This window comes from Fictibacillus phosphorivorans (assembly GCF_007673525.1).
Lineage (GTDB): Bacteria > Bacillota > Bacilli > Bacillales > Fictibacillaceae > Fictibacillus > Fictibacillus phosphorivorans_C.
The window spans coordinates 2,128,851-2,151,527 of record NZ_VDZU01000001.1 but is presented as its reverse complement, the minus strand read 5'-3'; the positions used below and the strand labels follow the sequence as shown (position 1 = coordinate 2,151,527).

Sequence of the window (22,677 nt, the reverse complement as noted above, 5' to 3'; positions counted from 1 at the left end):
TTTAGTATAAAATAAAGTGCTTGAAAGCGAGAGGGGGAAATGATATATGAAGCTTTTAAGAGAGACATTAAAGCACTTTAAGCCTTATTGGAGGGGGCTTCTTCTAGCTTTTATCTGTTCGTTGATCGGTGGCGCTTTTACCGTAATCCCACCCATACTAGCAGGAAAGCTTGTTGATGAAATTCTGCCGAATGAGATGACGGATATGATCGGTTGGCTAGTAGCTGGAGTTCTTTTCTCATTTTTGTTTAAGGTGGTATTTGAATCATTACAAGAATTTATACAAATTCAGATCGGTTTAGATGTTATCACAGATATGCAGATGCGTGCATTTGGACGGCTGCATAAAACACCGATGTCCTTTTTTACGACTACACCTCGTGGTGATATGTTATATCGTCTCACTCACGACGTAGAAGCTGTACAGAACTTAAATAATACGGTCGTGCCTCGATTCGTACAACAAGTAGTTAGTGCGGTCGCTGCTTTTATTGCAGTTTTTGCTCTATACTGGCCAGTTGCGATCGTTATGTTCTGTGTATTCGCTATCTATCTGTACCCATCATTTAAACTTGGAACGACTATGAGAAAAATGAGTGCTGTTCAGAGGGATATGCGTGCAGATATTTATCACCACCTTCAAGAAAGTATCGAATCAACGAGACTAGTTCGTACGTTTCAAACACAAGAAAGAGAAATACATACACAAGATACAAAGCTTACAGATTGGAAGAATTATTCCATTCGTGCCGCTTTAATCGGAAAAGTAAACTGGCGTCTTGGTAATCTATTCAATATCGCTACACCAGGCGTAGTCATGCTTGTTGGAGGAATGGCAGTTTGGAATAATACGATTTCTGTCGGTACACTTGTTGCTTGTTTAGGGTTTATTCCTACGATGTTTTTTCCCATTCGTTCACTAGCTGAGAATGCATTGATCATACAGCAGGCTATTCCTGCTCTTCAGCGAATCTATGAATATTTTGATTTACCAAAGGAACATGAAGATGATCTGCCAAAGATGCAACCTGTTCGAGGGGATATTGATATTGATAATCTTTGGTTTCGTTACCCGGGCAACGAAGAATATGTGTTAAAAGGCGTCTCATTGAATATGAAAGCTGGCCAACATATTGGTATTGTCGGTACTAGCGGCGGCGGAAAATCTACGCTCATCCAATTGCTGCTCGGTCTTTATGAACCTGAGGCAGGCTCTATTGAAATCGACCAACAAAACTTGTTTGAGTATAATAGGAATTCATTTCGTCAGCAGGTAGGAGTCGTTTCGCAGGAAACGTTTCTTTTAAACAATACACTGCGGATGAACTTATTATATGGAAGAAAAGGTGCAACTCAAGCCGATTTAGATGCAGCATGTGATGCTTCAGGACTTACAGATTTTGTCGCTGCCTTGCCAGAAGGCTACGAGACAATCGTTGGTGAGCGGGGGCTTAAACTTTCTGGTGGACAAAGACAACGTGTTGCACTTGCAAGAGCAATTCTTCGACACCCTGCGCTGTTAATCTTTGATGAAGCAACTTCCTCACTGGATGGGGAGACAGAAGAACGTGTGCAATCCGCTCTTGAAGAGCTCATACCAGGCAGAACGACAATCACGATTGCTCACCGGCTGATCATGGTTAGGGATGCAGATAAGATTATACTTTTAGACAAAGGTGTTGTAGCAGAATCTGGTACACACGACGAGCTTCTTACAGAACGTGGACAGTACTACGAACTTTATATGGCGCAGTACAGTGAATTAGAAAAGGAGAGAGCGATATGAGCCAGACAGCATTGAAACATAAAAATCGAGACGGCAGACGCGTTCTAGCCTTTTTAAAGCCACATAAAAAATGGGTATTTGCAGATGCGTTTGTAATTGCTATATCTCAAGTATTTTCTGCACTAATTCCGACGCTCGCACTAGGCTGGCTTGTCGATTCCATTTTACCTGGTAAGTCTAATCAACTTCTATGGGGGTTGATGTGGCTATTAATCTTTGCTGCTGTTGCTGACTTGATTCTAATGGTTATTGATGAATATTTTTGTCACCAAGTTGCGAAGACCGTAACGAACTGGCAAAAGTTAAGATTGTTTAAACATCTGCAGAACCTACCCTTTTCGTTTTATCAAAACAACCAATCTGGTGAAATGATGGCTCGTGTTTCTGATGATCCAGATACACTCCATAATTTCCTGGCTTGGGAAGGTTCGACCTTTATGGCATCCGTTCAAGGTGTTATTTTATACAGCATCGTGCTTCTTTGGATTCATCCCTATTTAATGATTACGAGTGTTGTGTTAGGTATTATCTTCTATTTAACATCAAATGCTGTCGGTCAAAGGACACGGCAATCTTCGGCGAATGCGAGAAAAGAAGCTTCTCGTTATCTAGAGAGGCTTCGTGAGTCAGTAACTGGCATTCATCTTTCAAGAGTATTAGGCGTTTCTGATGGTGAGGTATCAAGCGTAGCTGAGATTAGAAAATCGTTCATTAGAGAATCTCGACACGAATTAAAAGCCAGGATGCAATCGATTGTGGTTATTGGAAGCTACAACGGTCTTGCATTAGCTGTCGTATATGGACTAAGCGCGTACTTGATCTGGAACGATAAATTAACTGCTGGTCAGATGCTGACTGCAGCTGGACTCGTGGCAATCGCCGCAAATGAGATGCAACGAATGTTAAGAAACTGGCTTTCCGTAAGAAGAACTGGTCCTGCGTTAGATCGATCTGAACTTTTACTCAGTCAAAATGTATCGAGTGCGGAAACAGAAAAAGGATTTATACCTAAAGAAGTTGAAGGAGAGATCGAATTTAAAGATGTTGCATTCGGTTATCCTGAAAAAGAAGATAAAGTATTAAAAGGTTTATCATTTTCAGTAAAGCCTGGAGAAGCAGTAGCACTTGTAGGGCCGAGTGGATCTGGAAAATCAACGGTTGTAGATTTATTATTACGATTGTATGAGCCTGAGAGTGGAGCTATCTTTATAGATGGAGAAAAGCTATCAACGGTTGATGCTGGATGGCTTCGCTCACAAATTGCGATCGTTTCACAAGATGTCCAGCTTCGAAATGGTTCTTTAGCTGATAATTTACGAATCGCCAAACCTGAAGCAACAGATGAAGAATTGATTTCTGCTCTTCAAGACAGTGGTCTTGGTGATTTCTTACTTACGCTTCCTGAAGGATTGAACACCCTTGTCGGTGAAAGAGGAAGTTTGTTATCTGGAGGTCAGAAGCAAAGGTTGTCATTAGCACGAGCTCTAGTAAAAGATGCCGCCGTTCTTGTTCTTGATGAAGCAAGTTCTGCTTTAGATCCTATCACAGAAGTTCAAGTCAATAAAGCGATCAATAAAAGAAAATCTAAACAAACGCTCATTATAATTTCCCATAGACTTTCAACTGTCTTGGCTGCTAATCGAGTGATTGTCATCGAGAACGGAGTAATGATCGAAGACGGAGTTCATGAGGAGTTGCTGAAGTCTGATAATGGTGTATACAGCAGGTTGTTTAAACGAGAAGCGGATATTGGTACACAGGCATTTAGTAGTTAAGTTTGGAAAGGCAATTTAGTTTAAATTGCCTTTCCCTCATAATTCCACTCCAATTTGGGTATATATGAAACTATATATCAAAGGAGGGAACCATTCATGTCAGCAACATTTAGAGCTATTTTGAACATTGTAGCACTTGCAGCAGTAATCTTTGTTAATTATCTTGCTAATGCACTACCATTGAATGGAAGGACAACAGGAGAATTATCAGCAAAATACAATGTGTTGATCACTCCAGCAGGTTATGTATTTTCCATATGGGGACTCATCTATGTACTGCTAACGATCTGGGTGATCATTCAGGTGCTGGCTAAGAACAGAAATGAACCCGTATATGAAAGTATCGGTCTTTGGTTTGTTTTGAACTGTATCTTAAATTGTACATGGATATTTGTTTGGCATCATGAACTTCTAGGTTTGTCTTGGATTGTTATGATTTGCCTCTTATTGTCACTCATTATGATCTATACGAAGATTCAAAATCAAGATAACAAATCTTCGTTCATTCGACTTCCGTTCTCGGTATATCTAGGATGGATCAGTGTGGCGACAATCGTGAATACCGCAGTTGTTTTAAAATATAGCGGCTGGAATGGTTTTGGACTTTCGTCTGTTACTTGGACTGTGATCATGCTAATCGTTGGTACAGGATTAGCAATCTTTTTTACCCTTTTGAACAAAGATGTTATTTATCCACTTGTCTTTGTATGGGCATATGTCGGAATAGGGTTTAGACATAAGGGTGAGATCGATATTCTTACCTATACGAGTTTTACGTTAGCTATTTTACTTTTATTATTCATTATTTGGAACCTTGCTACTAGAAGAAATGGAGAAGTAGCAATGAAATAGGATTTAGAGGAGAGTAAAGAATGGTTAAATTATCGATGCCTGTCGGCTTATTGTTGGAATCTGCTTTAGCAGGCGGAGTTTCTGGTGACCGGTTGCTAGAAGTGATCAGGACAAGAAATTACGAAGCACTTCGGCATGTGGGTAAAGAAGAGTCAAGCTGGGCTTACTTTTTTGATTTTGCAGAACAGAACTGGGAAACAGTTGTTTCTGCGATTACAATGGGCTACACGTTTAAGTTTATTACGATCCGGGGATTGTTGAACTTAATACAGACCAAATATAAGCTAATAGAAAACGAAGATTTTTTAATGAATGAATCTGGAATCGACATGAACCTCTCTGATGAGCAACTTGATTTTCTTCGTTCACGAATCCCTTCGCAATGGGTATTCAAAAAGCAAGAACATACAAAGTACGGTGTTCAGGCTTTCTTAAAGCAAACAATTTCAACTAGCGTGTAGATAACAAAAAAGCGCTTGAGCGGGAAATATATCCTGCTTAAGCGCTTTTTTTAATCTTGATAGTTATTTCTTGCACTCAACCATGTGTTTATACCGATCGCTTTACACACAGAGAAGTAATGAAGAAGCATTAAGAGCACGGAACCTGCGTTCATTCCAATAATGATGCCATGCATTCCTAATGATGGTTGAGATCCTAACATGTACATAAGAACAAATGATAAAGTAGTTGACCAAACTGACTGAACAAATGCTGTTGTAATTAAACCAAGGCCGATCAAATATGCTTGAAGAGGTATTAAGAAAAAAGTAAATAAAAAACTCGGCCACAATAGTTCTAAATACGTGGCTGCGGATTGTGAATGGAAGAACATTAAGGTAAGTTTTTCTGAAAACATTAAAAAGATTGCAACGGCTGGAAACCCATATAATGCAGTTATACCCATTACACGAATTAGAAGGCTTTTTAATTTCTCTACGTCTTTTTTAGCCGTAGCTTCTGAAACAGTAGGAATCAATACGACCAAAAGCGAGTGCGCAATAAACGCTGGGAAGAAACCGATTGATAATGCTACTCCTGCCAATAACCCAAACTCTTCCGTTGCTGCCACTCCAGAAAAGCCTGCAAGGGATAACGCATATTTAATTAAAAATGGCTGTATAGCGTTCGTAACAGCGTGAAACAGTCGCAAGCCCGTAGTTGGAATCGTTACGGCCATAAGACTTCTAGTTACTTCGTTTGAAGTGAGATGTTCATTATTTTGAGTTTGCATTCTTTTGAATTGAATCAAATAAGCGGTGAATAAATAAACAAAAACAACAAGTTCGCTACCTACAAAAGTTGCTAAAGCTATAAGGATTGCTGTTTCATTATCAAATGAGAACAACTGATAGATACCTGTTAACAAGATGAGCTGAGCTAGTTTTCGAAAAAAGTTTGAGAACGCCAGCTTTCCCATCTGCTGTTTGCCCATAAAAAACCCTCGAGCGATTGATGTTAAGGAAATTAAAGGGATCAATATGACCATAAGCCATCGCACTAAAGGATGATAACTATTGAAAACAGGTATGAAAGGCAAGATTACTAATGCAAGTACAATCATTGCTACTGTCAATAAAATTGTCATTTTTGTAGCATGTTTTAACATGCTATAGTGTTGCTTTTCTTCTTTCTCTGCAACGAACTTTGAGATGGAGATTGGCAATTCCAAACTCGCGATAATGATAATTAAGATGACTGTCGGAAAGATCGACATATAATGACCAAGTCCTAGTTCACCTAATTCTCTAGCTAACACCATGTTCACAATAAATTCTAAACTTTCACCGACTAATGCAGCTGCAGCAAGCAGCAATACTCCTCTGAAAAATATATTCATACGATGAGTGCATCTCCTTGTACACGTTGTCCTTTTATTCATATGCAAAAAAAATGAAACAAGACCTCGAAGGACTTTAAACATTGAAAGAGAAAGATAAGCTTATAGCATAACAAGGAGAGATTATTGTGACATTACATACAGAACAAAATGCAATTCAAATTCTATCCATGTCAGAACAAGAAAAGATTATGGATCAGTGGCTATTTGAAAGATTGGAACATTTGTTACCTTTATTAATGAAGAAACATAACGTAGACATGTGGTTGACGATCGGCAAAGAATACAAGGAAGATCCACTAGGAAAGACTTTCTTTCCATCTCTGATCGATAGTTCAAGAAGACTAACCGTTTTTGCATTTGTTAAGGATATCCATTCTGACGAAATTAAACGGTTTGTTATCTCTTCAAACAAAAACTTCGAACCTTTTTACTCATGTTTTCCGTTGAGAGATAGTGAAGATTCTTTTACAGGTTTAAAACGGTTGGTTGATAATTACGACCCTGAATCAATAGCAGTTAATACATCATTCCATTATGCTTTTTGTGATGGATTAAGTCACTCAAATTATGTGGAACTAGTAAAAGTCTTAGGGAAGCGAGATGCAGAAAAATTGATGTCATCCGAATCCATTGCAATTGACTGGCTTCAAACAAGGACAGAGTCTGAACTTAATTGGTATAAAACATTAGAAGGCATAACAAAAGAAATTGTGAAACAAACGTTTACGAACGAACGAATCAAACCTCATGTAACCTCAACACAAGATATAGTTTGTTGGATCAGACAACACGTTAGAGACTTAGGGTTGAAAACATCCTTCTATCCTACCGTAGATATTCAAAGAAAAGATGGATCTTCAGACAGATTGGAAGATGTTATACTTCCAGGTGATATTCTGCATCTAGACTTTGGCATTGAATATCTAGGTCTTTGCACAGATACACAACAATTAGCTTATGTTCTTAGAGATAACGAAAAAGAACCTCCTGCAGGGTTACTAAACGCATTAAGTGAGGCGAACAAATTTGAAGATTTTTTCTTTGAAGAAAGTAAAGTAGGAATGACGGGTAATGAAGTTTTTTTAAGTGTACTAAAAAAAGCAAAACTAAATCATCTCGACGCAATGCTTTATTCACATCCGATCGGCTATCATTGTCATGGAGCAGGACCGATTATCGGACTGTATGATAAACAAGAATATATTCCTGTTCGAGGAGAGTTAAGGATGGAGAATAACACGTGCTATGCACTAGAATTTAACATTAGACATTTCATCCCTGAATGGAACAAAGCTGTTCCGATCTATCTAGAAGAGACGGTTTGTTTTAAAGAAGGTAAGATGCAATTTTTAACAGGGAGACAAACAGAATTTTATCTAATTGAGCCTAAATGGAAATAAAATACATTTGAAATATCTATTCTCCTCTAGTACAATGAGAAACTGTGTGTTTCAGCTTGTTGTAAGGGAGAGATTAGATTAAATGCTATTGCTTGGACAAGAGCAAGATAAAGAAACAAAACTAGATCGCAACGAACTCGAGTTTCAATTATTGCGTATGCAAAACGATATGAAGCAAATTGCTAAAAGTTATGATGTGATCGGTGTGGATCAAACAAAAGACGATAACCTTGTGATCGTATATAAATCTGAACAACTGGATCAATGTAAAATTATGATCAATGACTGTGAATCAAGGTATGATGGATGGGATTTTTCAATTGATGCAGTTTATGAAGATGAAAACACCCTTCATATTGGTGATATTAAAGGACCTGCTAATAAAGGGTACGGCTCAATCTGTATGCATTATTTGAAAGAGACGGCATCAGATAAGAATATCCCAACAATCAAAGGAGATATTGCAAAAAGAGACTGGGGACATGTAGAGCGACTTATTCATTTTTATGAGAAGCATAATTTTGCAATTGAACTTGATCCCGAAAATAAATGCGGAAAAATTGAATGGAACGATTATTAAGAAAAAGACGTGTATCGTAGTGAACACACGTCTTTTTTTTTGTGCTTCTTTATCCATAAACATGAGAAAAATAAGAACTTAAGTATTTAAGCCTTGACTTGTTTTGTAACCTGATTTACGATATTAATCGTAATCATTACGATTTAAAAAGGAGTTTTTAATACATGTTACATACATTGACAAAACGAGTACCAGTAACCGTGTTGAGTGGATTTTTAGGAGCAGGTAAAACAACATTAATGAATCATGTCTTATCAAATCGAGATGGTTTAAAGGTTGCTGTAATCGTTAATGACATGAGTGAGATCAATATTGATGCTGCATTAATAAAAAATGAGACGCAGTTATCTAGAACAGAAGAAAAGCTCGTTGAAATGACAAATGGCTGTATTTGCTGCACCCTAAGAGAGGATCTATTGATAGAAGTAGAAAGAATCGTAAAAAACGGTGATATTGATTATATTCTGATAGAATCAACGGGCATAAGTGAGCCTATTCCAGTTGCACAAACTTTCACTTATTTGGATGAAGAATCAGGTGTTGATCTTGCTTCTTTATGCAAGTTGGATACGATGGTAACTGTAGTTGATGGAAATCGATTTTGGAACGATTTTGCATCTGGAGAAAGCTTATTAGATCGACAAGCAGCATTAGATGAGACCGATACGAGAGAAGTAGTAGACCTGATAATTGATCAGATAGAATTTTGTGATGTTTTAGTTTTAAATAAGTGTGATTTATTGGAGAAAGAGGACCGAGAAGAACTCAAAAGAGTATTGAAAAAATTACAACCACAAGCAAAACTGATTGAAACAGAATTCGGTAAAATAGATCCAAAGGATATTCTCTCTACAGGTCTTTTTGATTTTGAGAAGGCCAGTGAATCTGCAGGATGGATGAAAGAGCTTGAAACAGAACACATTCCAGAAACAGATGAATACGGAATCTCTTCTTTTGTATATAGAAAGAAAAGACCTTTTCACCCAGCAAGACTTTTTAGTTTTTTAGAGAATTGGCCAGCTGAAATTGTTCGAGCAAAAGGATTTATTTGGGTAGCCTCTCGAAACGATTGGGCAATTTTGTTAAGTCAAGCAGGTACGAGTATTATCTTCCAGCCAGCAGGTCAATGGGTGGCAGCACTGAAGAAAGAAGAACAAGAAGAAATGGTAGAAGAAGAAAGAAGTCATAATCCAAACTGGGATGAAGAATATGGTGATCGAATTACTGAACTAGTGTTCATAGGAATTGATTACAACAAAGAACTACTGATAGAACAGTTAGATCATTGCTTATTAACCGACTCTGAAATGAATAAAGAAGATTGGGGTAAGTTTGAAGACCCGTTACCTCGATTCCCTGAAAGTGAATAATTTTTACAAACGAATCCATTTTGGGTTCGTTTTTATTTTGCTAAAAACTCTCTAAATGATTAGTTAAGTATTAGCATAGCACTCTCCATAACTTTACATATTGACTAGAAGTTTTAGTTTAAAGTTGTTAAAAAAATGGGTAGTAAAAGGGTAGTGGAAGAGAGAAGGAGAGATTAATGATGACCGTCACTCATATAAAATCTAATACAGAAAATAGCCTTTCTGAACGATTTGAAATTGCTTTTAATCAGATTCACAAATGCTTAATCGACAAAGTAAAAGATACGAAAGATGATCGGTTTAAAAATCTAGTGGAAACAGGAATGAAAAAGCATTCTCTAATTCGATCTTTTTATAATGAGCTCGGTCAGTTTGCGAAACTAAGAAATGCTATTGTACATGAAAAAGTTGATCATGATTTTTATATCGCTGAACCTCATCTAGAGATCGTTGAGAGAATAGAAAAAATTGCTGGTTATTTTATGAAACCTGAAACTGCGCTGAACATTGCCACAAAAAAGGTTCATCATTTTAAAGAAAGTGACCGGTTGGAAGATGTTTTAAGCTGTATTCGAAAAACATCGTATTCACGTTTTCCTATTTATAACGACAAAGGAGAGTACCTTTGGCTATTAACGGCTACATACTTATTGAATTGGTTGACAGACCGGCTTGCTGATCAAGTGATCGATCTTAACAATGCAAGAATATCAGATATTGCAGACAATGAACAAAAACAACTGGTAGCATTTATTTCAAAAACTTCAAGTATTTTTAAAGCAGAGGAGATTTTCGAAAACATTCATAAAGAAGGTAAAAAGCTTGAGGCTATCATCATTACTTTAAATGGAAGTGAGAACGAAAAGCCATTAGGCATTTTTACTTCCTATGATCTAATAGAGATTGATTTAGATGACTAATTTTGAAGGCACTCATTAAGAGTGTCTTTTTGTGTGTAAACAAATAAAAAAATCACATTTGTTTAAGGAAATTACGATTAGGGAAACGGATGTTTGAGATGTCAGAATGTTTTGTATGTTAACTTTTTAGGAAAGGGTGTAAATCATTTGAAAGAATTTAAGATAATAATAAATGGAACTGAAAGAAAAGCTGTTCAGGGAGAAACGGTATTAAATTTATTAAATGGTTCACCGGATCAAGTCCCACATGTTTGTTACCATCCAAGCCTAGGGCCGATCGAAACTTGTGATACTTGTATCGTTAAAGTGAATGGAGAATTTGTAAGAGCATGTTCGACGAAGATTAATAACGGAGATAACATTGATACAAATTCTGATGAGGTAAGAGAAGCTCAAGTGATCGGAATGGATCGAATCCTTTTTAATCATGAGTTATATTGTACGGTTTGTGATTATAACAATGGCGGTTGTGAAGTACATAACACGGTTAAAGAAATGAAGATCAACCACCAAAGCATTCCTTTTGAACATAAACCATATGAAGTTGATCAAACTAACCCCTTTTATAGGTATGACCCTGATCAATGTATATTGTGTGGACGATGTGTTGAAGCATGCCAAGATGTCCAAGTAACAGAGACGCTCACGATTGATTGGGAACGAGAAAGGCCACGAGTAATTTGGGACAAAGACGTTCCGATCAATGAATCATCTTGTGTTTCATGTGGTCACTGTTCTACTGTTTGTCCTTGTAACGCCATGATGGAAAAAGGGATGGAAGGTGAAACAGGTTATATGACGGGGATCAATCGCGAGACACTTCGTCCGATGATTGAGATCACAAAAGGTGTTGAGACAGGTTATGGGTCTATACTCGCTATTTCAGATATGGAAGCTGCGATGAGAGAACAAAGAATAAAGAAAACAAAAACCGTTTGCACATATTGCGGCGTAGGATGTAGCTTTGATGTCTGGACGAAGGGCAGAGAAATTCTAAAAGTAGATCCGCAGATCGAAGCTCCTGCAAACGGGATTTCAACCTGTATTAAAGGGAAGTTCGGTTGGGATTTTGTTAACAGTGAAGAACGATTAACAAAACCTTTAATTCGTGAAGGTGATATGTTTAGAGAAGCCTCTTGGGACGAAGCATACAACTTAATCGCTTCTAAATTTACAGAGATAAAAGATAAGGATGGTGCTCAAGCACTTACGTTTATCAGCTCATCTAAGTGCACGAATGAAGAATCCTATCTGATGCAAAAATTAGCACGTGGTGTTATCGGCACAAATAATATTGATAATTGTTCGCGTTATTGTCAAACTCCTGCCACTATGGGATTGTTTCGAACTGTAGGACATGGTGGTGATTCAGGATCTATAAAAGATATTGAAAAATCAGAGCTGGTTATCGTAATCGGGTCAAATACATCAGAGTCTCATCCCGTCTTAGCAACCCGTGTTAAGCGGTCACATAAGTTACACAACCAAAAATTAATCGTCGCTGATCTTAGAAAACATGAGATGGCTGAACGTGCCGATCTATTTATCCAGCCACGGGCAGGTTCAGATCTCGTTTGGCTATCTGCTGTAACGAAGTACATTTTAGATGAAGGATTAGCTGATCATGATTTTTTACAACAGCATGTGAACGGCTTAGATGTTTTTACAGAGAACCTTGAAACGTTCACTTTAGAGTATGCAGAAAAAGTAACAGGTCTCACTCAAGATACACTTATCCATTTAGCAAAAACCATTTCACAATCTAAAAGTGTTTGTGTTCTCTGGGCAATGGGCGTTACACAGCATATGGGAGGAAGTGATACGAGCACCGCTATATCCAATTTACTCTTAGTGACAGGAAACTATGGAAGAGAAGGGGTAGGTTCTTATCCGTTACGCGGACATAACAATGTTCAAGGAGCGAGTGACTTTGGTAGCATGCCAGATCGCTTACCTTCGTATGAGAAAGTTGCCGATAAAAAGGTTAGAGAGAAGTATGAAAAAGCGTGGGGTGTAAAAATTCCAGAAGAACCTGGTCTTAACAATCATGAAATGGTTCAAGGTATTCATGATGGTCATGTAAAAGGTATGTATTTAAAAGGCGAAGACATGGGAATCGTTGACTCAAACATAAACCATGTTCACGCGGCTTATGAGAAGCTAGACTTTTTTGTTGTTCAAGATCTATTCCTTACACGAACGGCTCAGTTTGCTGACGTTGTCTTACCAGCAAGTCCAAGCCTCGAAAAAGAAGGTACTTTCACAAACACGGAGAGAAGAATCCAAAGATTGTATCAGGTGCTAGAGCCACTCGGAGATTCTAAACCAGATTGGGAGATTATCCGTGATATTGCAAATCGGCTTGGAGCTGGATGGGATTACAAACATCCGAGTGACATTATGGAAGAAGCTGCACAACTAGCACCATTATTTGCGGGAGTATCCTATGAAAGATTAGAAGGATACAAAAGCCTTCAGTGGCCTGTGGCTGAAGACGGAACGGATACTCCAATACTTTTTAAAGAAGGATTTCCTTTTGAAGATAAGAAAGCGAGACTATTTCCAGTAAACTGGACGGAGCCTGTAGAGTTCGGAGAAGAATACGATATTCACGTTAACAACGGAAGACTTTTAGAACATTTTCATGAAGGGAACATGACGTATCAATCTGAGGGCATTACATCTAAGACGCCTAACACTTTTCTTGAAATCTCTCCTGAACTAGCAAAAGAACGAGGAATTAAAGATGGGACACTAGTAAGATTATCGTCGCCTTATGGAAATGTAAAAGTTCATTGTTTAATAACAGATCGTGTAAAAGGCAAAGAAGTATATCTACCAATGAACGATAGCGGAGAAGCGGCTATAAATCTGCTTACGAGCAGTTATTCAGATAAAGATACAGATACACCTGCCTACAAAGAGACAAGTGCCAAGCTTGAGATCTTGATGGAAGAGGGTGTTAGTCCGTTGCCTAAAACAAATTTTAGGTATGGAAATCCACAACCTCAAGTAGGAGTTAACGTAGAGAAGAAGTGGGAAAGAAAAGATTATATCTTCCCAGGCGATGCTGTGAAAAAGGAGCGAAATCAACATGGCTAAACCGATTAAAAACGTTCAAAAACAAACGATAACAGCAGAAGAGAAACGTTCTAATGACCTCCGAGAAGTCGAAGATGCTCTCATTCAAAACAAGACTGCGATTCTACAAACACTTGAGATCATGAACCATATGCACGATAAAGGAATTTTACCTCTATTAAATGGATTGTTCGGGCAAGGAGATAAAGTAATGGATATTGCGGTCAAAGCGATGGATAAGCCTGAGAACACAAATACTTTAAAAAATCTTCTATTGCTCTTAGGTACCCTAGGAATGATTAATGTAAAGCAACTTGAACCTTTTCTTTTAAAAATAGATGCAGGCATTGCAAGAGTTGCTGAATACAAAGATACGGAAGAGAAGACGAGTTACTTTGATTTAGTTCGTTCACTTAAAGATCCTGAAATTAATAAAGCTGTGACCATACTCATGCAGTTCCTAAAGGGGATGGGCCAAGAAACAGAACATATTGAAAAGACAACAGGGAACTCACCTCAAAAACGTATAAATCAGAGTAAGGGAAAAACCTTAGAATAAAAGTGTAGAGGAGTAATCCGGATGGCTAAAAAGGTGAAAAACCGCTGGTTGATTGCTGCAGCTGCTGTAGGTATTCACATATCGATCGGATCTGTCTACTCCTGGAGTGTATTCACAAATCCGCTCCGGGATGAACACGATTGGGGGCTAAGTGAAATCTCTTTAACGTTCAGTATCGCAATCTTGTTTCTAGGTTTATCCGCTGCTTTTATGGGGCATTTTGTTGAACGATATGGACCTCGTAAATCTGGCATCATAGCATCATTTTGTTTTGGTGCAGGGTTGCTAGGTTCAGGCTTTGCTGATCAATTAGGCTCTATTTATCTGCTTTACTTTTTTTATGGTGCTTTAGGAGGGATCGGACTGGGTATTGGCTATATCACACCTGTCTCTTCACTTGTAAAATGGTTTCCTGATCGAAGAGGATTAGCAACAGGTCTTGCTATTATGGGGTTTGGTTTTGCATCCCTTATTGCTAGCCCTGTAATCGCGAGGCTTATAACAGGTATAGGTATTTCTAATACGTTTTACGTATTAAGTGCTGTTTATTTTACTATTATGTTACTTTCTTCTTTATATCTAACACCACCTCCAAAGAATTGGAAGCCAGAAGGAATGAAAGATGAAACTAAGAATAAAGATGATCAAACAAAAGATCTTGCCCAATTAACGGCAAATGAAGCAGTTAAAACAATCCGTTTTTGGGCTTTATGGGCGATGTTATTTATAAATGTTACATGCGGGATCGCCATTATTTCTGTAGCGTCTCCAATGGCACAAGATATTGCAAATCTCAGTGCCGCGTCAGCTGCTACGATGGTTGGGATCATGGGATTGTTTAACGGTTTTGGTAGAATCGGCTGGGCGTCGATTTCAGATTATATCGGTCGCCCCAACGTTTACACTACGTTTTTCGCGATACAAACGGTGGCATTCGTCCTTTTACCGAATGTTACGAACGCCTTTTTCTTTCAGTTGCTTGTATATTTAATTCTTACTTGTTATGGAGGAGGTTTTGCTTCTATACCTGCATATATAGGAGACTTGTTCGGAACGAAGCAACTGGGAGCGATCCATGGGTATATTCTAACCGCGTGGGCAGCAGCTGGACTAGTAGGTCCATTAGTTGTTTCTTGGATACGTGAATCCACGAACAGTTATTCTTTAACGCTGTATATCTTTACAGGTGCGTTTGTTCTGGCCCTTGCGATCTCCCTGCTTATTCGCATCAATATTCGGAACATAAGAAAAGAAAACAATCAATCTCATGTTGCAAGTTAAAAGTAATTGACTAAGATAAAAAAGCTTGGCAAAAAAATTGCCAAGCTTTTTTCTGTTCATTATTCAACATCTTTAAGTAACAGAAAATTACTGATATTGCTCCAAAACTGAGAAGAACTTAATCACAAATTCAAAGAAGACTTGTTCAGCAGGTGCTAGTTCACGACTCCTAGGGGTGATGATTCCTACCGTGCGCTTAACATCAGGGATCTCGATCGGTATTTTCACTGTAAACCGTGGCTTCGTTTCATAAAAGGAACTATCGGGTAATAGGGTAACACCCATACTAGCAGTAACTAGCCCTTTTATCGCATCTAGATCTTCACCTTCACATGCAATCTTAGGAACGAAGCCTGACTCTTTACAAGCATTTACTACTACATCTCGTAAAATATACCCATCCGGAAATAGAACGAATTCATCATTTCGTAAATCACTTAATAATAAACTTCTTTTCTCTGCTAGATGATGCTGTTCAGGTAATAGTGCAGAAATTTTTTCAGTAAAAAGGATATGTCCTTCTAAATCAGGATCATTTGTAGGGACAGGTCCTAAAAAAGCTAGATCAATATCTCCACTCTTAACGCTTTCTGTAAGAAATCGATAAGAACCCTGTCTTAAGTGAAAGGCAATATTCGGATGTTCGCGTTTAAAAGCTGATACAACAGTTGGCAAAAGATGTCCTGCAAGACTTGTAGGAAATCCAATCTTGATTGTTCCTCTTTCAGGATCTAAATATTCATCAATCTGCTTTTTTGCATGTTCGATCGCTTTCATAGCTGTTTTTGCGTGTATCAAGAACAGTTTACCAACAGGAGAAAGCTTAATATTACGACCTTCTCTTTCAAACAACTCTACGCCAAGTTCAGCTTCTAAGTTTGCAACCTGACGACTGACTGCAGATTGTGCAACATGCAAAGCAATTGCTGCTTCCGAAACATGTTCTCGTTCTGCAACTTCAATAAAATACTGTAATTGTCTGAATTCCATGCGTTGTCACAACCAATCATTCTCAATTTGAGATCGTTTTAATCTAAATTATATATTGTTTCGATTAATTATAAAACCTAAACTAAATGAAAGAAAGTTTCGAATATTTAAAGTTGATAAACTTAAGGGGGAGTTCAAAATGACCTTTAGTCAATTTCCAGAACCACAAGGTTTATATAATCCTAAGAATGAACATGACGCTTGTGGCATTGGTCTATATGCTCATTTGAAAGGGCATGCTACCCATGAGATTGTTGAAAAAGGACTTCATATGCTATGCCAGCTTGATCACCGGGGAGGACAAGGAAGTGATCCTTTGACGGGGGATGGAGCAGGCTTAATGACAAAGATACCGCATGATTTCTTTAAAAAAGTCACAGATTTTGAACTGCCTGAAAAAGGACGGTACGGGGTAGGAATGATCTTCTTTCCCAATGATACGGGAGCTCAACAGAAGTTAGAAAATCAAATTAATCAATTTATTAAACTCGAAGGACAACAACTATTAGGCTGGAGAACGGTACCCGTCAACGTAACAACAATCGGGAAAAAGGCTCAAGAAACTTGTCCTTTAATTAAACAAGTTTTTATTGCATGCAACGAAACGATTTCAGAGAACCTAGCTTTTGAAAGAAAACTATTTGTAATCAGAAAGCAAGCAGAGCACTGGGCAAGAGAACACGGACTTCAAACGTATTTTGCTAGTCTATCATCACAAACGATCGTATACAAAGGTCTGTTAACACCAGAACAGGTGGATGCCTTCTATTCTGATCTACAAGATACTGATTTCGTGTCTCCATTCGCTTTAGTGCATTCCCGTTTTAGCACAAATACGTTTCCAACGTGGGAACGAGCACATCCAAACCGATACATTATTCATAACGGAGAAATTAATACTTTACAAGGAAACATGAACTGGATGAAGGCACGTGAGAAGCAATTTGTTTCTGAAGCATTCGGAGATGATATTGGAAAGCTGCTTCCTATTCTTGATGCCGATGGCAGTGATTCTTCTATCCTTGATCAAGCCTTTGAATTTTTTGTACTGGCAGGGAGAAAGCCTTCCCATACAGCTATGATGCTAATTCCAGAACCATGGAGTGAGAATCCTCATCTAGAAGAAGAGAGAAAAGCATTTTACGAGTATCATAGTTGCCTGATGGAGCCATGGGATGGGCCAACTGCTATCTCTTTCACAGACGGAAAGCAAATTGGAGCCATACTCGATCGAAATGGTCTCCGGCCGGCGAGATATTATGTAACGAAGGATGATTACATTATCTTCTCTTCTGAGGTAGGAGTTATTGAAGTTGAAGAAGAGAATGTTCTATATAAAGAGCGGTTAAGTCCAGGAAGAATGCTTCTTATCGATTTAGAAGAAGGAAGAATAATTACAGACAATGAGATCAAAACAGAAATGGCTAGTAAAGAACCCTACGAATTATGGCTGACGAATGGACTGCATCACTTGGATGAAAATGGCGAAGAGCCAGAAATCAATATAGAAAATGTAAGAAGTAAACAAAGAGCATTCGGCTATACGTATGAAGATATTCATAAATATTTGATTCCTGTCATTACAGAAGGGAAAGATCCAATCGGGTCAATGGGGAACGATACACCTTTAGCGGTTTTATCTGATAACCCGCAGTCCCTATTTAATTATTTTAAGCAGCTATTTGCCCAAGTTACGAATCCACCGATCGATGCTATTCGGGAGAAGATTGTTACTTCTACGATGACGCTGCTCGGAGCTGAAGGAAATCTTCTGCATCCTGGGCCACAGAATGCGAAGAGAATTCAATTGAACTCTCCTGTGTTAACATCGAATGAGTTTAATCAAATAACAGATAACATGATTTATGAATTTAAAACGGCTGTTCTGCAAACTTTATTTTCGGAAGATTTAGAAATCGGATTGCAATCTCTATTTAAAAATGCGGCAGAAGCCATTCAAGATGGAGCAACGTTATTAGTTTTGTCAGACAGAGAAATGAATAAATCTTCTATTCCTATTCCTGTCTTACTTGCTGTAAGTTCTCTGCATCATCATCTTATAAAAGAAGGACTCCGCACAAAAGTAAGTTTGATCGTTGAATCAGGTGAAGTTAGAGAAGTTCATCATTTTGCAGCGCTCATTGGATATGGCGCAGATGCTGTCTATCCCTATTTAACTTATAAAACCTTTGAAGAAGCGATTCAAGATCAACACATCAAACTTTCTTTATCTGAGACCATCAGAACCTATAAACAAGGAATAACAGATGGCATCGTTAAAGTGATGTCAAAAATGGGTATTTCAACGGTTCAGAGTTATCGAGGTGCTCAAATCTTTGAAGCAGTCGGAATCGGAAAAGAAGTGATCGATTCTTATTTCCCAGCTACTTCTTCTCAAATTGATGGAATCACCTTAGCTGAGATCGAAAAAGAGGCTACTCTAAGACATCAACAAGGCTTTAAAGAGACCATCGATGATACTTTGGATTCAGGAAGTGATTTTCAATGGAGAAATACTGGTGAACACCATGCTTTTAATCCTAAAACAATCCATACCCTTCAATGGGCTTGCCGTAAGAATGATTATTCACTGTTTAAAACGTTCTCAAAACTGGCTGATGACGAGAGAACAACTTTTTTAAGAAACTTATTCTCGTTTGCGCCTGAAACAACGTCTATACCACTCCATGAAGTTGAACCTGTAGAAGAGATTGTAAAGCGCTTCAAAACAGGCGCGATGTCTTTTGGCTCTCTTAGTCAAGAAGCACATGAATCTCTTGCTATCGCGATGAACCGTTTAGGTGGAAAGAGCAATAGTGGTGAAGGCGGAGAAGATCCAGCTCGTTTTATCCCTGATAAACTTGGCAATAACCGGAGAAGCAGTATCAAACAAGTAGCTTCAGGTAGATTCGGTGTAAAAAGCCACTATCTTGTAAATGCAGATGAACTGCAGATCAAGATGGCACAAGGAGCTAAACCAGGTGAAGGCGGGCAGTTGCCTGGTAACAAGGTTTATCCTTGGGTAGCAGATGTTCGTGGATCAACTCCTGGGGTAGGATTGATCTCCCCTCCACCACATCATGATATTTACTCGATTGAAGATATGGCACAACTTATTCATGATCTGAAGAACGCAAACCGTGAAGCAAGAATTAGCGTTAAGCTTGTTGCGAAATCCGGTGTTGGTACGATTGCTGCAGGTGTTGCAAAAGGTGCAGCTGATGTAATCGTAATCAGTGGTTATGACGGAGGTACAGGAGCTTCTCCAAAAACAAGTATCAAGCATACTGGTCTTCCATGGGAGTTAGGACTTGCAGAAACCCATCAAACGTTGATGCTTAATGGTCTTCGTGAACGTGTAACACTTGAGACAGACGGAAAGCTGATGACAGGAAAAGATGTTGTGCTTGCTGCATTGTTAGGCGCTGAGGAATATGGTTTTGCTACAGCGCCTCTCGTTGTATTAGGTTGTGTCATGATGCGTGCTTGTCATCTTGATACATGTCCTGTCGGTGTAGCTACACAGAATCCTGAATTAAGAAAAAAATATATGGGTGACCCTGATCATGTGGTCAACTATATGAGATTTGTGGCTGAAGAAATTCGTGAGATTATGGCTGAACTCGGTTTCCGTACGATGGAAGAAATGGTCGGGCGCACTGACGTTTTAACAGTTGGTGACCGTGCAAAAAAACACTGGAAAGCGAAGCATCTCGACTTATCTAAGCTCCTTTATCAAGCAGACGGAATTCGTACGAAACAGACTTCTCAAAATCATAAGATCGATCAATCACTCGATATGAATGAGATTTTACCGAAGCTAAAGGCAGCTTTAGAAATGAAGAAGACTGTTTCACTCAACCTACCGATTAAAAATACGAATCGTGTAGCAGGTACAATTGCTGGTAGTGAAATAACGAAACGATTTGGAGAAGAAGGTCTTTCTGAAGATACCGTAACTCTTAACTTTTCTGGGTCTGCTGGACAAAGTTTTGGAGCATTCGTGCCACGTGGCATGACGCTTTATTTGAACGGAGACAGCAATGACTATTTTGGAAAAGGATTATCAGGGGGTAAATTAATTGTCGCACCTCCTAAATCAGCAGAATATTTGGCTGATGACAATGTCATTCTGGGTAATGTTGCTTTTTATGGCGCAACGAGTGGCGAAGCATACATTAACGGCTTAGCTGGTGAAAGATTCGCAGTTAGAAACAGTGGAGCTAACATCGTTGTCGAAGGAATCGGAGATCATGGCTGTGAATATATGACAGGTGGTCGAGTAGTTGTTTTAGGTGATACTGGAAAGAACTTTGGTGCAGGTATGAGTGGAGGAATCGCCTATATCTACACGCATCAGCCACTTTTATTAAAACAGTTATGCAACAAAGAAGGTATTGAGTTTGAGAGATTACTGGATTCTGAAGAAACAGAAACGGTTAAGCAGATGATTATTAATCATTTTTCATACACTCAGAGTAAAAAAGCCTCTACTATTCTGCAAAATTGGAAATTAGAACAGTCACATTTTGTGAAAGTCATCCCACATGACTATAAAGAAATGATTAAGAAAATAGAAGAAGAGAAAAAAGCGGGGTATACAGAAGATGAAGCGATCATGAATGCTTTTGAAGCTGGATCAAGCTCAGCGAAAGCAAGTGGTAGACCCGGACCAACAAAATTAATTCTGAAATAAATTGAGATGAGAGGAGAGATTTAAATGGGCAAACCAACCGGATTTTTGGAATACCCAAGAGAAGAAACGATAGAGAGAAAGCCTCTCCAACGTCTTAAAGATTGGAAAGAATATACGGAAAAACAACCTGAAGATATGTTAAAAAGACAAGGCGCTAGATGTATGGATTGTGGAACACCTTTTTGTCATATTGGTATAGAGATTAATGGGGCTGCGGCTGGCTGTCCCATTAATAACCTCATTCCAGAGTGGAATGATCTTGTTTATAGAGGGAAATGGAAAGAAGCTCTTGATCGTCTATTAAAAACAAATAATTTTCCTGAATTTACTGGTAGAGTTTGTCCGGCTCCTTGTGAAGGTTCATGTACAGTTGAGTTAGCTGGTCCTGCTGTTACGATAAAGAACATTGAAAAAGCAATCATTGATAAAGGTTTTGAAAACGGCTGGATTCACCCTAGAATTCCAGATAAAAGAACAGGAAAAAAGGTCGCAATCGTTGGATCAGGACCAGCCGGGCTTGCAGCAGCAGATCAGCTGAACCAAGCGGGTCATTCTGTTACAGTTTATGAAAGAGCAGACAAAGCTGGCGGATTGTTAACGTATGGAATTCCTAACATGAAATTAGATAAGGATGTAGTGGAAAGAAGAATCAAGTTATTAAGACAAGAGGGCATTGATTTTATCCTTAACACAGAGGTAGGAAAAGATATTACTTCTGAAGAACTTAAAAATGAATTTGATTCAATCATTCTATGTACAGGAGCACAGAAACAAAGAGATTTGACTCTTCCTGGAAGAGAAGCTGAAGGTGTTCATTTTGCTTTGAACTATCTAACTCAGGCAACAAAAAGATTATTGAACATTGAATTTTCTGAACCACTTATTGATGCAGAAGGTAAGAATGTCATCGTAATAGGTGGAGGCGACACTGGTGCTGACTGTGTGGCTACAGCTCTAAGGCAAAAGTGTAAGAGTGTCGTTCAATTTGGCAAACATCCTAAACTTCCTGATGTACGCAGTGATGCAAACATGTGGCCTGAGCAACCTAATATTTTTACAATGGATTATGCATATGAAGAAGCGACTGCTCAATACGGACATGATCCAAGAGAGTACTCTGTACAAACGAAAAAAATCGTATCAGATCATAATGGTCGATTAAAAGAACTTCATACGATTCAAATGAAACGTACGTCAGATGGTGCTGGAAATATGGTTTTTGAAGAAATCCCGGGATCAGAGAAGGTTTGGCCAGCAGATCTTGTTTTTGTTGCGATCGGTTTTGAAGGTACAGAAATGCCAGTCTTAAAAGAATTTGGTGTAGAAGTTAATAAAAATAAAGTTAGTGCGAAACATGGTGACTATCGTACAAATGTAGATGGGGTATTTGCAGCCGGTGACTCTAGACGAGGTCAAAGTTTAATCGTTTGGGCAATTCAAGAAGGTCGTGATTGTGCACGTCAAGTTGATCTATCGTTGATGGGCAGTACGGTTTTGCCTTAATACTTTTTTCCATGCTACAATAAACTCCAAAAGCCATAAGC

General features: G+C 38.5%; 15 protein-coding genes. 13 read left to right on the top strand and 2 right to left on the bottom strand.

The genetic code is table 11. From position 1 onward, the window contains the following. Positions 1–46 precede the first annotated feature (46 nt). The 4 genes from FS458_RS10705 (at position 47) to FS458_RS10690 (ending at position 4,874) form a co-directional block, all read left to right on the top strand. Positions 47–1,786 (top strand): ABC transporter ATP-binding protein, encoded by a 1,740-nt coding sequence (locus FS458_RS10705; RefSeq protein ID WP_144700418.1) that lies wholly within the window; start codon positions 47–49, stop codon positions 1,784–1,786. Beyond that, positions 1,783–3,561 (top strand): ABC transporter ATP-binding protein, encoded by a 1,779-nt coding sequence (locus tag FS458_RS10700; protein WP_144700416.1) that lies wholly within the window; start codon positions 1,783–1,785, stop codon positions 3,559–3,561. The genes FS458_RS10705 and FS458_RS10700 overlap by 4 nt, the downstream gene beginning before the upstream one ends. Positions 3,562–3,657: 96 nt before the next feature. Next, entirely contained in the window at positions 3,658–4,413 is a 756-nt protein-coding gene (locus tag FS458_RS10695) for a TspO/MBR family protein (protein WP_144700414.1), read from the top strand. Between the two features lie 20 nt (positions 4,414–4,433). Further along, positions 4,434–4,874, top strand: a complete 441-nt coding sequence (locus FS458_RS10690) for a hypothetical protein (RefSeq protein ID WP_144700412.1) — start codon at positions 4,434–4,436, stop codon at positions 4,872–4,874. 50 nt (positions 4,875–4,924) lie between these two features. On the opposite strand, the gene FS458_RS10685 is transcribed toward FS458_RS10690, so the two are convergent. Then, the gene (locus FS458_RS10685) at positions 4,925–6,253 is read right to left on the bottom strand and encodes an oligosaccharide flippase family protein (RefSeq protein WP_144700410.1); all 1,329 of its coding nucleotides are present in this window, start codon (positions 6,251–6,253) and stop codon (positions 4,925–4,927) included. Positions 6,254–6,381: 128 nt separating this feature from the next. Here FS458_RS10685 and FS458_RS10680 point away from each other — a divergent pair, with 128 nt between their 5' ends. From FS458_RS10680 to FS458_RS10650, 7 genes are all read left to right on the top strand, one after another. Next, a complete protein-coding gene (locus tag FS458_RS10680) occupies positions 6,382–7,656 on the top strand; it encodes a M24 family metallopeptidase (protein ID WP_144700408.1) in 1,275 nt (424 codons plus the stop codon). Positions 7,657–7,738: 82 nt separating this feature from the next. Further along, positions 7,739–8,236 carry a hypothetical protein gene (locus FS458_RS10675; RefSeq protein ID WP_144700406.1) on the top strand — a complete coding sequence of 166 codons (498 nt, stop codon included), beginning with the start codon at positions 7,739–7,741 and terminating at the stop codon, positions 8,234–8,236. A 164-nt stretch (positions 8,237–8,400) separates the two neighbouring features. After that, positions 8,401–9,606, top strand: a complete 1,206-nt coding sequence (locus FS458_RS10670) for a GTP-binding protein (RefSeq protein WP_144700404.1) — start codon at positions 8,401–8,403, stop codon at positions 9,604–9,606. Between the two features lie 176 nt (positions 9,607–9,782). Further along, positions 9,783–10,526 (top strand): CBS domain-containing protein, encoded by a 744-nt coding sequence (locus tag FS458_RS10665; protein WP_260858561.1) that lies wholly within the window; start codon positions 9,783–9,785, stop codon positions 10,524–10,526. Positions 10,527–10,673: 147 nt separating this feature from the next. Continuing rightward, positions 10,674–13,628, top strand: a complete 2,955-nt coding sequence (gene fdhF, locus FS458_RS10660) for a formate dehydrogenase subunit alpha (RefSeq protein WP_144700402.1) — start codon at positions 10,674–10,676, stop codon at positions 13,626–13,628. Beyond that, positions 13,621–14,166, top strand: a complete 546-nt coding sequence (locus FS458_RS10655) for a DUF1641 domain-containing protein (protein WP_144700400.1) — start codon at positions 13,621–13,623, stop codon at positions 14,164–14,166. Before fdhF ends, FS458_RS10655 begins: the two co-directional genes overlap by 8 nt. Positions 14,167–14,187: 21 nt before the next feature. Next, complete coding sequence (locus tag FS458_RS10650) at positions 14,188–15,447, top strand: L-lactate MFS transporter (RefSeq protein WP_144700398.1); 1,260 nt, start codon at positions 14,188–14,190, stop codon at positions 15,445–15,447. A gap of 87 nt (positions 15,448–15,534) precedes the next feature. Here FS458_RS10650 and FS458_RS10645 read toward each other — a convergent pair whose 3' ends face one another. Further along, positions 15,535–16,437, bottom strand: coding sequence for a LysR family transcriptional regulator (locus FS458_RS10645; protein WP_144700396.1), 903 nt, complete (start codon positions 16,435–16,437; stop codon positions 15,535–15,537). A gap of 139 nt (positions 16,438–16,576) precedes the next feature. On the opposite strand from FS458_RS10645, the gene gltB reads away from it, so the two are divergent. Both gltB and FS458_RS10635 read left to right on the top strand, forming a co-directional pair. Further along, the gene (gene gltB, locus FS458_RS10640; RefSeq protein WP_144700394.1) at positions 16,577–21,133 is read left to right on the top strand and encodes a glutamate synthase large subunit; all 4,557 of its coding nucleotides are present in this window, start codon (positions 16,577–16,579) and stop codon (positions 21,131–21,133) included. Between the two features lie 24 nt (positions 21,134–21,157). Continuing rightward, on the top strand, positions 21,158–22,636 hold the full coding sequence (locus tag FS458_RS10635; protein WP_144700392.1) for a glutamate synthase subunit beta: 1,479 nt from the start codon (positions 21,158–21,160) through the stop codon (positions 22,634–22,636). Positions 22,637–22,677 lie beyond the last annotated feature (41 nt).